Consider the following 12,551-nt stretch of genomic DNA (forward strand, 5'->3'; position numbering starts at 1 on the left):
CCCCATGCTGCCCGGGCTTGCCAAGTGGGCGTCCGGCGGTTAGACGGCCCGCGATGCAATTCCGGGGCCTCGTACGGGGCCCCCTTCAAGTCAGGGGCCCAGCATGGCGAAGGCAAAGTTTGAGCGTACGAAACCGCACGTTAACATTGGCACGATCGGTCACGTTGACCACGGGAAGACGACGCTGACGGCGGCGATCACGAAGTACTTCGGTGACTTCAAGGCCTACGACCAGATCGACGGTGCGCCGGAGGAGAAGGCGCGGGGGATCACGATCTCGACGGCGCACGTGGAGTACGAGACGGAGACGCGTCACTACGCGCACGTCGACTGCCCCGGCCACGCGGACTACGTGAAGAACATGATCACGGGTGCCGCGCAGATGGACGGCGCGATCCTGGTTGTGAACGCGGCCGACGGCCCGATGCCGCAGACGCGCGAGCACATTCTTCTGGGCCGTCAGGTCGGCATCCCGAAGATGGTCGTCTACATGAACAAGGTCGACCAGGTGGACGACGAGGAGCTGCTGGAGCTCGTCGAGATGGAGATCCGCGAGCTTCTGTCGAGCTACGAGTACCCCGGCGACGACATCCCGGTGATCCCCGGCTCGGCCCTGGCCGCGATGGAGGGCAACAACCCGGAGATCGGCGAGGAGTCGATCAAGAAGCTGATGGCGGCCGTGGACGAGTACATCCCGACGCCCGAGCGCGCGGTGGACCAGCCGTTCCTGATGCCGGTCGAGGACGTGTTCTCGATCTCGGGTCGCGGCACGGTTGTGACGGGTCGCGTCGAGCGCGGCGTGATCAACGTGGGCGACGAGATCGAGATCGTGGGCATCCGCGACACGAAGAAGACGACCTGCACGGGCGTCGAGATGTTCCGCAAGCTGCTGGATCGCGGTGAGGCGGGCGACAACATCGGCGCGCTGCTGCGCGGTGTGGACCGGGACGGCGTCGAGCGGGGCCAGGTGCTCTGCAAGCCGGGTTCGGTGACGCCGCACACGAAGTTCGAGGCCGAGGCCTACATCTTGACGAAGGAAGAGGGTGGCCGTCACACGCCGTTCTTCGCCAACTACCGCCCGCAGTTCTACTTCCGCACGACGGACGTGACGGGGACGGTCCAGCTGTCCGAGGGCACGGAGATGGTGATGCCGGGCGACAACGTGTCCTTCGGGGTCGAGCTGATCGCGCCGATCGCGATGGAGCAGGGCCTGCGCTTCGCGATCCGCGAAGGCGGCCGCACCGTCGGTGCCGGCGTCGTGAGCAAGATTACAGAGTAATCTTGCTCGCACGCGACAGGGGACTTCGCACAGCGAAGTCTCCCGATAGCGTCGTGAGCAAGATTACAGAGTAAGGGTATTCACCGCGCCAGCGGTGAACGTCCCGACACGGCGCAGCGTCCCGGCCTGCCGGGGCGCGAGAGCCGCGGAAGCGTGACAGCCCGCAGGACGGATGCGCGTCACCCGACACTGCAAGGGCCGCCCCGCGAGGGGCGGCCTTTGTCACGAGAGGGCATCCGCGACATCGACACCCTCGGGTTGCAACGGGGGTGGCCATGCCTTCGGCGAACGCCGACGGCCGCACGCCACGCTCTACCACCCGGTTGAGATAAAGGGGCGGCTCCTGCTGCGCGAGTGATGGCGTGGCATCGGCGGGCGGCGTTCGAGGGCGCGCCCGTGTCCGTCCGGAGCCGCCCACGCAAAAGGGCGGCCCGACGGACCGCCCTCCGGAACATCCGATGCGGATCAGTTGTTCGAGATGATCGCCTCGATCTGACCCTTCTTCTGCGTGTCGCTGTCGCTCGACTCGACGACCGCCTTGATGGCTGCGATCTGACCCAGTGTCAGGTCGTCGAGCGAGTCGGTCGGAATGCCCATCCGCTCGAAGTCGCTCATCAGGGCCGTCTGCAGCATGTCGAAGCCTTCGCCCATGGTCGGCGAATGCGCATCCGCAAAAACAGGACCAGCCGCGAGGGTGGCAATAGTGGCGAGGGAAACAAGAGTGCGCTTCATGGTGTGCTCCTTTTCGAAAGCAGTGGTCTGAGCATCAGACACCGCAACGTCCAAGTTGCGGCCGGCTCGCACCAACAACCGCCCGACATCGGATAAGGTTCCGCAACGTCGCCACTTTTTATCCAGCGGGCCGAATATTCCGCCTTGGTCTGTCTCGACCGGCATCGTGGCCCGGGCAGAAACTTCGTTCTCCGCCATCTGGACCCTTGCGCTGTGCGCGTCTCGGACGTATCCCCGCAGCGCACCGCAGGGGTATAGCTCAGTTGGTAGAGCAACGGATTCCAAATCCGTAGGTCGCGGGTTCGAATCCTGCTGCCCCTGCCAGGTGCTTCAACCAAGTAAGCTTCCGGAAATCCCGACCGACGGACCGCACGGAAAGCGTTTGTTAAGTCCTGTCGGATATCGAGCCCGGGAAACAACCCGAGGTCGTCATGCTGGATCACGATGCGCAGGAGCCGGGCCTGCCCGGTCAACGCCTGGAAGACGGCACGTCAACTCCTGTCAAGCGGGCTTGGAACTCTCTTTCGTTTCGCGTCATCGGCCTTACATTGCTCGTCTTGGCGGCAAGCCTGTCGATTTCGCTCTACACCGTCTTCAATCAGGGCAGCCGTCTTTCGGTCGAGGACTTCCGGTCGAGCGCGATGATCAAGGCTGTCCTTCTGACGGATCGCATCTCTTCAGGCATCCGGGCCTACGATGCCGCGCAGGCGGAGCGTATGAGCCGGATGCTCTTCGAGATCGAGGGGATCAACATCCTCGGCACCCGGGCTTTCGACGCGGAGGGCGCGCTTGTCTTCCAGACCGAGGCAACGGGTGCCCGGGATGCCTTTCGCGGGCTGGAGCCCGCGACATCCGTGCCCGGCGTCGCGCGATCGTCCGGGATCGGCGAACGTCTTGTCGTGCGGGCCCCGGTCTATTCGCAGATCGGCCCCGATGGCCCGGTCGTCGGCTGGACAGAGACCGTATTCGACAAGTCGGCGTTGATGGCCGAACTCGGCAAGGACTGGAACCTCATGCTGATCATGCTGGCGGTCGTCATTGCCGTGATCGCGGGGATCCTCTTTCTGATGATGCGCATCACGCTCGTCCGGCCTGTCAACGGCATGATCGCCGCCATGCAGGGGCTCGCCCGCGACGAGGTCGATCTGACGATTCCGAAGGGAAGCGCGACCGAACTCGTGCGTATCGCCGATGCGCTTCGCGTGTTCCAGTCCAACATCCTAGCACGGCACGACCTCGAGGTCCGAAGCAAGGCGGCCGAGGAAAAGAACCGGACTTTCGAGGAAGAGAAGGAGGAAGCCCGCAAGGCGGAACAGGCCGCGGCTCGACAAAGGGAGAGCGAGGCACGCGCGCGCGCCACGCGCCTCGCCACCGAACGCGAGGCGCTGCAGTCGGATTTGTCCCGCGTTCTCGGTGCTGCAGCATCCGGCGACTTCGATCAGCGTATGGCGCTCGACGGCGTTCCCGACGACCAGATCGAGATCCGTCGGATGCTCAATACCGCGTTCGAGCGGGTCCGGACGAATATCGCGGAGATGATCTCCGTCCTCGCGCAGTTCGAGGGAGGGCAGCTCTGGGCGCGGCTCGAGGGAGAACGCCCCGGATCCTTCGGCCGGCTGCAGGCCTCCACGAATGCGATGGCCGAGCAGCTCCAGACGGCGCTCGGCGACCTGTCGCGGCACGCGACCGGCATCCTCGACGACAGCAGCGATCTTTCGGCCTCGGCCGAGGATCTGTCGAAGCGGACGGAGCGGACGGCCGGGTCGCTTGCCGAGACGACCCATGCGCTCGACCAGATCGTGGAGTCGATCTCCTCGACCGCGGACCTGACGGGACGCGCCCGCGGTTTTGCCGAAACGGCGCGGACCGAAGCCCGCGAGAGCGATCAGGTGGTCAACGACGCGGTGCAGTCCATGCAGGAGATCCAGAGCGTGTCGGGCGAGATCTCCCGGACGCTCGAGGTCATCAACGACATCGCGTTCCAGACCAACCTGCTCGCGCTCAATGCGGGCGTCGAGGCGGCACGGGCGGGCGAGGCCGGCCGCGGATTTGCCGTGGTTGCCTCGGAGGTTCGTGCGCTGGCGCAGCGGGCGTCCGATGCGGCACAGCAGATCGGTCTCCTCATCGAACGCAGCTCGGAGCAGATCGACACCGGCGTGCAGCGGGTCGCGCGAACGGGCGAGACGCTGACGCTCCTCGGTGACAGCGTGGCGAAGATCGGCGATCAGGTCGACGAGATCGCCGAGGCTTCGCGGGCCCAGTCGGCGGCGGCCGCCGAGATCAACCGCGCCATGAACGAGATCGACGGCGCGACCCAGCAGAACACCGCCATGTTCGAGGAGATCACGACGGCCAACCAGTCGCTCAAGGGGTCGGCCTCCGAGATGCTGCGCCTGATCGAGCAGTTCGACCTCGCCGAGCTGCGCGACGAGCGTCGTGCCTGGGCCGAGGCCGGTTGAGCCGCCCCGTCGCGACCCGTGACGCTCTACCTTGCATTGCCAGACGGCCCCGCTTATCTGCACTCCAATCGAAGCGCAGGAGAGCGACAGATGGCGATGACCAATCCGGTCCAGTTCATTCAGCAGACCCGGGCGGAAGTGGCCAAGATCTCCTGGCCGACCCGTCGGGAGGTTATGCTGACGACGGTGATGGTCTTCCTTCTGGCGATCGTCGCGGCGACCTTCTTCTTCCTCGTGGACCTCGTCATCCGGACTGGTCTGACCGAGCTGCTCGCGGCCTTCTGAGCCCGGCGAGGGTCGGGGATGCGGGGTTGAACCCGTGACAGGCGGGCGCTAGACAGAGCGGGATTTTCATGAGGCGGCGCGCATTGATTCGGATGCGCGCTGCTTGACGTTTCGGGGCGGCGTGCGCGCCATGCCGACCCGGCATCGACCAGACGAGAGGCACGAACGAGACATGGCGAAGCGGTGGTATTCGGTCAGCGTGCTGTCCAACTTCGAGAAACGGGTCGCGGAACATATCCGCACCGCCGTCGAGGAGCAGGAGCTGCAGGACCAGATCGAAGAAGTCCTGGTGCCTACCGAAGAGGTGATCGAGGTCCGTCGCGGCAAGAAGGTCACCTCCGAGCGGCGCTTCATGCCGGGCTACGTGCTGGTGCGCATGGAGATGTCGGACGAGGGCTATCACTTGGTGAACTCGATCAACCGCGTCACCGGGTTCCTCGGTCCCCAGGGCCGCCCGATGCCGATGCGCGACGCCGAGGTGAACCAGATCCTCAACCGCGTCCAGGAAGGTGAGGAAGCCCCGCGCAGCCTGATCTCCTTCGAGATCGGCGAGAACGTGAACGTGACCGATGGTCCGTTCGAGGGCTTCTCGGGTCAGGTCGAGGAAGTGGACGACGAGGCGCAGTCGCTGAAGGTGACGGTTTCGATCTTCGGCCGGGCGACCCCGGTCGAGCTGAAATTCACGCAGGTCGCCAAGACCGCGTGATTCCGCGACCGGGCAACCGGTGGCAACGGACGTGGGAGGCGAGGGCATTTGTCCGGACCGAACCACGGCATAACCGCCCCTCGGGGCAGATGTAGGGCGGGGTCATCCCGCCGCCGGAAGGAGAAAGCCAATGGCGAAGAAACTCGTCGGCACGATGAAGCTGCAGATCCCTGCAGGCAAGGCCAACCCGTCGCCGCCCGTGGGCCCCGCCCTGGGTCAGCGCGGCATCAACATCATGGAATTCTGCAAGGCGTTCAACGCCAAGACGCAGGAAATGGAGCCCGGCGCGCCGTGCCCCACCGTGATTTCCTACTACCAGGACAAGTCCTTCACGATGGAAATCAAGACGCCGCCCGCGTCTTACTACCTCAAGAAGGCCGCCGGTCTGAAGCCCGTGGGCAAGCGCAACCGTCCGCGCGGGGCCGAGAACCCGGGTCGCGAGACCGTCGCGACCGTCACCGTCAAGCAGGTGCGCGAGATCGCGGAAGCGAAGATGAAGGACCTGTCGGCCAACGACGTCGATCAGGCCATGAAGATCATCCTGGGCTCTGCGGCGTCCATGGGCATCGAGGTGAAGTAATGGCCAAGCTCGGAAAACGCACCAAAGCCGCCCGCGAGCAGTTCGCCGGCAAGGAAGACATCGCCATCGACGAGGCCGTGAAGCTGGTCAAGTCGAACGCCAAGGCGAAGTTCGACGAGACGATCGAGATCGCGATGAACCTCGGCGTCGACCCGCGTCACGCCGACCAGATGGTCCGCGGTGTGGTCAGCCTGCCCAACGGCACCGGCAAGACAGTCCGCGTGGCGGTCTTCGCCCGCGGACCGAAGGCCGAAGAGGCCCAGGCCGCCGGTGCCGACATCGTCGGGGCCGAGGATCTGATGGAGACGGTTCAGTCGGGCAAGATCGACTTCGACCGCTGCATCGCCACGCCCGACATGATGCCCATCGTGGGTCGTCTGGGTAAGGTACTCGGGCCCCGCAACCTGATGCCGAACCCGAAGGTCGGCACGGTGACGATGGACGTCAAGGAAGCCGTCGAGGCGGCCAAGGGCGGCCAGGTCCAGTTCAAGGTCGAGAAGGCCGGCGTGATCCACGCGGGCGTCGGCAAGGCGTCGTTCGACGAGGCGGCGCTCAAGGCGAACGTTCTCGCGTTCGTCGACGCCGTGTCGAAGGCCAAGCCGGCAGGGGCCAAGGGCTCCTACCTCAAGAAGATCTTCCTGAGCTCGACCATGGGCCCGGGCGTCTCCGTCAGCGTCGAGAGCGCGACGGGCAACGAGGCGGCCGCCGGCTGATCGACCGATCATTGCGACAGGAGAGCGGCGGGGGCGATCCCCGCCGTTTTCGTTTCTACGGCTGCGGCCCGCGCACCCCCGCAAAGTGCGGAAACGGGGGTTGGATCCGGACGGAAAGAGGAATAGGGAACGTCGTGACACGCCAGACGATTCGTCGCCTGGCGTGTTTCGTTCGTCCGAGACGGTGGGTTGGGGCCATGCCCCGCTAATTCCTGCCCGAGGCGGGATCAGACCAGATTGACCGTGGGCATCAGGCTCCGGGCGGTTCGGGAGTCCCGTTGTCAAAGGACCCAACCGCCGGAGCGATCCGGTACCGCTGAGCCGGGGGGCAACCCCCATACTTGGAGTGAAACTGTGGATAGAGCCCAGAAAGAGAAATTGGTCGAAGAGCTCGGCCAGATCTTCGAAAGCTCTGGCGTCGTGGTGGTCAGCCACTACGAAGGCATGACAGTTGCCGAAATGCAGGACCTGCGGGCGCGTATGCGCGAAGCCGGCGGATCCGTTCGCGTTGCCAAGAACAAGCTCGCCAAGATCGCCCTCGAGGGGAAGGCTGTCAGCAGCATTTCCGATTACCTCACGGGCATGACCGTACTCGGCTATTCCGAAGATCCCGTGGCTGCGGCCAAGGTCTTCGACGCCTACGCCAAGGACAACCAGAAGCTGGTGATCCTGGGCGGGGCGATGGGCGAGACGGCGCTGGACACCGCCGGTGTCGCAGCGGTCGCGAAGATGCCCAGCCGCGAGGAGCTCATCGCTTCCATCGTGGGCTGCATCGGCGCACCCGCTTCGAACATCGCGGGGGCCATTGGCGCGCCTGCTTCCAACATCGCGAGCATTCTCTCGACCATCGAAGAGAAGGCTGCCTGAAGCACCTGAAGTCATCCTTCGTCGGGGCCTTGAACGGCACGACACCGGAACACACCTAGCAAAACGGAAACAGTGAAATGGCTGATCTGAAAAAACTGGCCGAGGACATCGTCGGTCTCACCCTCCTGGAAGCCCAGGAACTGAAAACCATCCTCAAGGACGAGTACGGCATCGAGCCCGCCGCCGGCGGCGCGGTCATGATGGCGGGTCCGGCCGACGGCGGCGCTGCCGGCGGCGGCGAGGAGCAGACCGAGTTCGACGTCATCCTGAAGTCGGCGGGTGCCTCCAAGATCAACGTGATCAAGGAAGTCCGCGGCATCACGGGTCTCGGCCTGAAGGAAGCCAAGGACCTGGTCGAAGCCGGCGGCAAAGCCGTCAAGGAAGGCGTCGACAAGGCCGAGGCCGAGGACATCAAGGCGAAGCTCGAAGCGGCCGGTGCCGAAGTCGAGCTGAAGTAATCACGGCCCTGCCGTGATGGCGCGACGCGCGAGCGTCGCGTTCCCTCGAAGCGAAAGGGGGCTTTGCCTGCAAAGCCTCCCGAGTAAGCGGCGGGGGTACGGATTTCGAGGGGTGGAGCGGGATTTCCCGCTCCACCCGCTCCTGTCTCGGAAAGCCGCCTTTCGCGGTTTTCCCGGTCAGGAGGAAGGACGGGGGCGCACCTGTGGGAGGGTGCTGCCAGATGGTCCTTTCCGACGACCTCTTCGCAGGCTGCTGCGGTCCGGTGCCCGACGGACCGCGCGGCGCGAAACTTGAAAGGCGAGCATCACATGGCTCAGACGCAGGCGTCCTCCAAGCGTATCCGTCGGTATTACGGCAAACTGGAAGAAGTGCTCCAGATGCCGAACCTCATCGAGGTTCAGAAATCCTCCTACGATCTCTTCCTGAAGTCCGGTGACCAGGCAGAGCCCTCCGACGGGGAGGGCCTGATGGGCACCTTCCAGTCGGTGTTTCCGATCAAGGACTTCAACGAGACCGCGATCCTCGAGTTCGTGAAGTACGAGCTCGAAGAGCCGAAGTACGACGTCGAGGAGTGCCAGCAGCGCGACATGACCTATTCGGCCCCGCTGAAGGTCACGCTGCGGCTCATCGTGTTCGACATCGACGAGGATACCGGCGCGAAGTCCGTCAAGGACATCAAAGAACAGGACGTCTTCATGGGCGACATGCCCCTGATGACGAAGAACGGCACGTTCATCGTGAACGGGACCGAGCGCGTGATCGTCAGCCAGATGCACCGCTCGCCCGGCGTGTTCTTCGACCACGACAAGGGCAAGACGCACAGCTCGGGCAAGCTGCTGTTCGCCTGCCGCATCATCCCCTACCGCGGCTCCTGGCTCGACTTCGAGTTCGACGCCAAGGACCTGGTGTTCTGCCGCATCGACCGTCGCCGCAAGCTGCCGGTGACGACGCTGCTCTACGCGCTCGGGCTCGACCAGGAAGGCATCATGAATGCCTACTACGACACTGTCGACTACGAGCTGCGCAAGGGCGAGGGCTGGGCGACGAAGTTCTTCCCCGAGCGCTACGCGGGCACCCGCCCGGCCATGGACGTGATCGACGCCGACAGCGGCGAGGTCGTGATGGAGGCCGGCAAGAAGGTCACGCCGCGCCTCGTCAAGAAGCTCAACGAGGAAGGCAAGATCGGCCAGATCCTCGTTCCGTTCGATGGGATCGTGGGCAAGTTCGCCGCGCGCGACATCATCAACGAGGAGAACGGCGCGATCTACGTCGAGGCCGGTGACGAGCTGACCTGGGAAGTCGACAAAGACGGCGAAGTCACGGGCGGCACCCTCAAGGAGCTGCTCGACGCGGGCGTGACCGAGATCCCGGTGCTCGACATCGACAACGTCACTGTCGGCCCCTACATGCGCAACACGATGGCGTCGGACAAGAACATGGGCCGCGAGACCGCGCTCATGGACATCTACCGCGTCATGCGCCCGGGCGAGCCGCCCACCGTCGACGCCGCGCAGGCGCTCTTCGATCAACTCTTCCGCGACAGCGAGCGCTATGACCTTTCGGCCGTGGGCCGGGTCAAGATGAACATGCGCCTCGCCCTCGACGCCGAGGACACCGTCCGCACGCTGCGCGACGAGGACATCATGGCCTGCATCAAGGCCCTGGTCGAGTTGCGCGACGGCAAGGGCGAGATCGACGACATCGACCACCTCGGCAACCGCCGGGTGCGCTCGGTCGGCGAGCTGATGGAGAACCAGTATCGCGTGGGTCTCCTGCGGATGGAGCGCGCCATCAAGGAGCGCATGTCCTCGGTGGAAATCGACACGGTCATGCCGCAGGACCTCATCAACGCGAAGCCGGCCGCCGCCGCCGTGCGCGAGTTCTTCGGCTCCTCGCAGCTCTCGCAGTTCATGGACCAGACGAACCCGCTCTCGGAGGTGACGCACAAGCGCCGTCTCTCGGCCCTCGGGCCGGGCGGTCTGACCCGCGAGCGCGCGGGCTTCGAGGTCCGCGACGTGCACCCGACGCACTACGGCCGGATGTGCCCGATCGAGACGCCGGAAGGCCCGAATATCGGTCTCATCAACTCGCTCGCCACCTTCGCGCGGGTGAACAAGTACGGCTTCATCGAGACGCCCTACCGCAAGGTCGAGAACGGCACCGTGACCGACGAGGTCAGCTACATGTCCGCGACCGAGGAAATGCGGCATGTCGTGGCGCAGGCGAACGCCAACCTCGATGACGACAACAAGTTCGTCAACGAGATGGTCAACACCCGCCACGCCGGGGAATACACGCTCACTCCGACCGATCAGGTCGACCTGATCGACGTGTCGCCGAAGCAGCTCGTGTCCGTCGCGGCCGCCCTCATCCCGTTCCTCGAGAACGACGACGCGAACCGCGCTCTCATGGGCTCGAACATGCAGCGTCAGGCCGTGCCGCTCCTGCGGGCGGATGCGCCCTACGTCGGCACCGGCATGGAGGCCGTCGTGGCCCGCGACTCCGGGGCCGCCATCATGGCGCGCCGCGGCGGCGTCATCGACCAGGTCGATGCCGAACGCATCGTCGTGCGCGCGACCGAAGATCTGGCCCTCGGCGACGCAGGCGTTGACATCTACCGCCTGCGCAAGTTCCAGCGCTCGAACCAGAACACCTGCATCAACCAGCGCCCGCTGGTGAAGGTCGGCGACGCCGTCGCCAAGGACCAGGTGCTGGCCGACGGCCCGAGCACCGACATGGGGGAACTGGCGCTCGGCAAGAACGTCATTGTCGCTTTCATGCCGTGGAACGGCTACAACTACGAGGACTCGATCCTCATCTCCGAGCGCGTCTCGCGCGATGACGTCTTCACCTCGATCCACATCGAGGAATTCGAAGTCGCCGCCCGCGACACCAAGCTCGGGCCGGAGGAGATCACCCGCGACATCCCGAACGTCGGCGAGGAGGCCCTGCGCAACCTCGACGAGGCGGGCATCGTCTATATCGGGGCCGACGTGGAGCCGGGCGACATCCTGGTGGGCAAGATCACCCCCAAGGGCGAGAGCCCGATGACGCCGGAGGAAAAACTGCTCCGCGCCATCTTCGGCGAAAAGGCCTCGGACGTGCGCGATACCTCGCTGCGGGTGAAGCCGGGCGACTACGGCACCGTGGTCGAGGTCCGCGTCTTCAACCGGCACGGCGTCGAGAAGGACGAGCGCGCGCTGCAGATCGAGCGGGAGCTCGTGGAGCGCCTCGCACGCGACCGCGACGACGAGCGCGAGATCCTGGACCGCAACATCTACGCTCGCCTGCGCTCGATGATCGAGGGTCAGACGGCCGTGAAGGGCCCCAAGGGCTTCAAGGCGAACTCCACCGTGGACGAGGCGGCGCTCTCGGCGCTCAGCTTCGGCCAGTGGTGGCAGATCGCGCTCGAGGACGAGGAAGCGGCCAAGCAGGTCGAGGCCCTCAACGAGCAGTACGAGATCCAGAAGCGCGCCCTCGAGGCCCGCTTCGAGGACAAGGTCGAGAAGGTGCGCCGCGGCGACGACCTGCCGCCGGGCGTGATGAAGATGGTCAAGGTCTTCATCGCGGTGAAGCGCAAGCTTCAGCCGGGCGACAAGATGGCCGGCCGTCACGGCAACAAGGGCGTCATCTCCAAGGTCGTCCCGATGGAGGACATGCCCTTCCTCGCCGACGGCACGCCCGTCGACTTCTGCCTCAACCCGCTCGGCGTGCCCTCGCGCATGAACGTCGGCCAGATCCTCGAGACCCACATGGGCTGGGCCGCGCGCGGCCTTGGCCTCAAGATCGACGAGGCGCTCGACGAGTATCGCCGCTCGGGCGATCTCACCCCCGTCCGCGAGGCCATGCGCATCGCCTACGGCGAGGAGGCCTACGAGGAAGCGATGGCCGGTATGGAGGAGGACGCCCTGCTCGAATACGCGGGTAACGTAACGAACGGCGTGCCGATCGCCACGCCCGTCTTCGACGGCGCGAAGGAAGGCGACGTCAACGACGCGCTGACCCGCGCGGGCTTCGACACCTCCGGTCAGTCGGACCTCTACGACGGTCGCACCGGCGAGAAGTTCTCGCGCAAGGTGACGGTCGGCGTGAAGTACCTGCTGAAGCTGCACCACCTCGTGGACGACAAGATCCACGCGCGGTCGACCGGGCCCTACAGCCTCGTCACGCAGCAGCCCCTGGGCGGCAAGGCGCAGTTCGGCGGCCAGCGTTTCGGCGAGATGGAGGTCTGGGCGCTGGAAGCCTACGGCGCGGCCTACACCCTGCAGGAAATGCTGACGGTGAAGTCCGACGACGTGGCCGGCCGGACCAAGGTCTACGAGAGCATCGTCAAGGGCGAGGACAACTTCGAGGCGGGCGTTCCCGAGAGCTTCAACGTGCTCGTCAAGGAAGTCCGCGGTCTCGGCCTGAACATGGAACTCCTGGATGCGGAGGAAGAGAGCGAGTGAGCCCGGATTTTCTTTTCGAAGAA

Annotated in this window: 10 protein-coding genes and 1 tRNA gene; 10 read left to right on the forward strand and 1 reads right to left on the reverse strand. The window is 65.2% G+C overall.

Features of this window, described 5'->3' with window-relative positions; all coding sequences use genetic code 11:
* Positions 1-103 precede the first annotated feature (103 nt).
* Positions 104-1,279 (forward strand): elongation factor Tu, encoded by a 1,176-nt coding sequence (gene tuf / locus HSX43_RS18165; RefSeq protein ID WP_179381563.1) that lies wholly within the window; start codon positions 104-106, stop codon positions 1,277-1,279.
* Positions 1,280-1,744: 465 nt separating this feature from the next.
* Here tuf and HSX43_RS18170 read toward each other — a convergent pair whose 3' ends face one another.
* Entirely contained in the window at positions 1,745-2,209 is a 465-nt protein-coding gene (locus tag HSX43_RS18170; RefSeq protein WP_179381564.1) for a hypothetical protein, read from the reverse strand.
* Positions 2,210-2,259: 50 nt separating this feature from the next.
* Here HSX43_RS18170 and HSX43_RS18175 point away from each other — a divergent pair.
* From HSX43_RS18175 to rpoB, 9 genes are all read left to right on the forward strand, one after another.
* Positions 2,260-2,335: transfer RNA gene (locus tag HSX43_RS18175), tRNA-Trp, on the forward strand.
* Between the two features lie 107 nt (positions 2,336-2,442).
* Entirely contained in the window at positions 2,443-4,470 is a 2,028-nt protein-coding gene (locus HSX43_RS18180; protein ID WP_179381565.1) for a methyl-accepting chemotaxis protein, read from the forward strand.
* Between the two features lie 90 nt (positions 4,471-4,560).
* Positions 4,561-4,755: a preprotein translocase subunit SecE gene (secE, locus tag HSX43_RS18185; RefSeq protein WP_179381566.1), complete on the forward strand. Its 195-nt coding sequence runs from the start codon at positions 4,561-4,563 to the stop codon at positions 4,753-4,755.
* A 172-nt stretch (positions 4,756-4,927) separates the two neighbouring features.
* Positions 4,928-5,461: a transcription termination/antitermination protein NusG gene (gene nusG / locus HSX43_RS18190; protein ID WP_179381567.1), complete on the forward strand. Its 534-nt coding sequence runs from the start codon at positions 4,928-4,930 to the stop codon at positions 5,459-5,461.
* A 130-nt stretch (positions 5,462-5,591) separates the two neighbouring features.
* Entirely contained in the window at positions 5,592-6,041 is a 450-nt protein-coding gene (gene rplK / locus HSX43_RS18195) for a 50S ribosomal protein L11 (protein ID WP_179381568.1), read from the forward strand.
* Positions 6,041-6,754 (forward strand): 50S ribosomal protein L1, encoded by a 714-nt coding sequence (gene rplA / locus HSX43_RS18200; RefSeq protein WP_179381569.1) that lies wholly within the window; start codon positions 6,041-6,043, stop codon positions 6,752-6,754. The genes rplK and rplA overlap by 1 nt, the downstream gene beginning before the upstream one ends.
* Positions 6,755-7,108: 354 nt before the next feature.
* Complete coding sequence (gene rplJ, locus HSX43_RS18205; protein WP_179381570.1) at positions 7,109-7,621, forward strand: 50S ribosomal protein L10; 513 nt, start codon at positions 7,109-7,111, stop codon at positions 7,619-7,621.
* A gap of 77 nt (positions 7,622-7,698) precedes the next feature.
* Positions 7,699-8,079 carry a 50S ribosomal protein L7/L12 gene (gene rplL / locus HSX43_RS18210; protein WP_179381571.1) on the forward strand — a complete coding sequence of 127 codons (381 nt, stop codon included), beginning with the start codon at positions 7,699-7,701 and terminating at the stop codon, positions 8,077-8,079.
* A 309-nt stretch (positions 8,080-8,388) separates the two neighbouring features.
* Positions 8,389-12,528 carry a DNA-directed RNA polymerase subunit beta gene (rpoB, locus tag HSX43_RS18215; RefSeq protein WP_179381572.1) on the forward strand — a complete coding sequence of 1,380 codons (4,140 nt, stop codon included), beginning with the start codon at positions 8,389-8,391 and terminating at the stop codon, positions 12,526-12,528.
* Positions 12,529-12,551 lie beyond the last annotated feature (23 nt).

Source organism: Jannaschia marina, assembly GCF_013404595.1.
Taxonomy (GTDB): Bacteria; Pseudomonadota; Alphaproteobacteria; order Rhodobacterales; family Rhodobacteraceae; genus Jannaschia; species Jannaschia marina.

What these genes read in the sequence shown, in the direction of transcription:
- secE (WP_179381566.1), top strand. Translation starts at nt 4,561, where the DNA reads ATGGCGATGACCAATCCGGTCCAGTTCATTCAGCAGACCCGGGCGGAA.
- tuf (WP_179381563.1), top strand. Translation starts at nt 104, where the DNA reads ATGGCGAAGGCAAAGTTTGAGCGTACGAAACCGCACGTTAACATTGGC.
- HSX43_RS18180 (WP_179381565.1), top strand. Translation starts at nt 2,443, where the DNA reads ATGCTGGATCACGATGCGCAGGAGCCGGGCCTGCCCGGTCAACGCCTG.
- rpoB (WP_179381572.1), top strand. Translation starts at nt 8,389, where the DNA reads ATGGCTCAGACGCAGGCGTCCTCCAAGCGTATCCGTCGGTATTACGGC.
- nusG (WP_179381567.1), top strand. Translation starts at nt 4,928, where the DNA reads ATGGCGAAGCGGTGGTATTCGGTCAGCGTGCTGTCCAACTTCGAGAAA.
- rplL (WP_179381571.1), top strand. Translation starts at nt 7,699, where the DNA reads ATGGCTGATCTGAAAAAACTGGCCGAGGACATCGTCGGTCTCACCCTC.
- rplK (WP_179381568.1), top strand. Translation starts at nt 5,592, where the DNA reads ATGGCGAAGAAACTCGTCGGCACGATGAAGCTGCAGATCCCTGCAGGC.
- HSX43_RS18170 (WP_179381564.1), bottom strand. Translation starts at nt 2,209, where the DNA reads ATGGCGGAGAACGAAGTTTCTGCCCGGGCCACGATGCCGGTCGAGACA.
- rplA (WP_179381569.1), top strand. Translation starts at nt 6,041, where the DNA reads ATGGCCAAGCTCGGAAAACGCACCAAAGCCGCCCGCGAGCAGTTCGCC.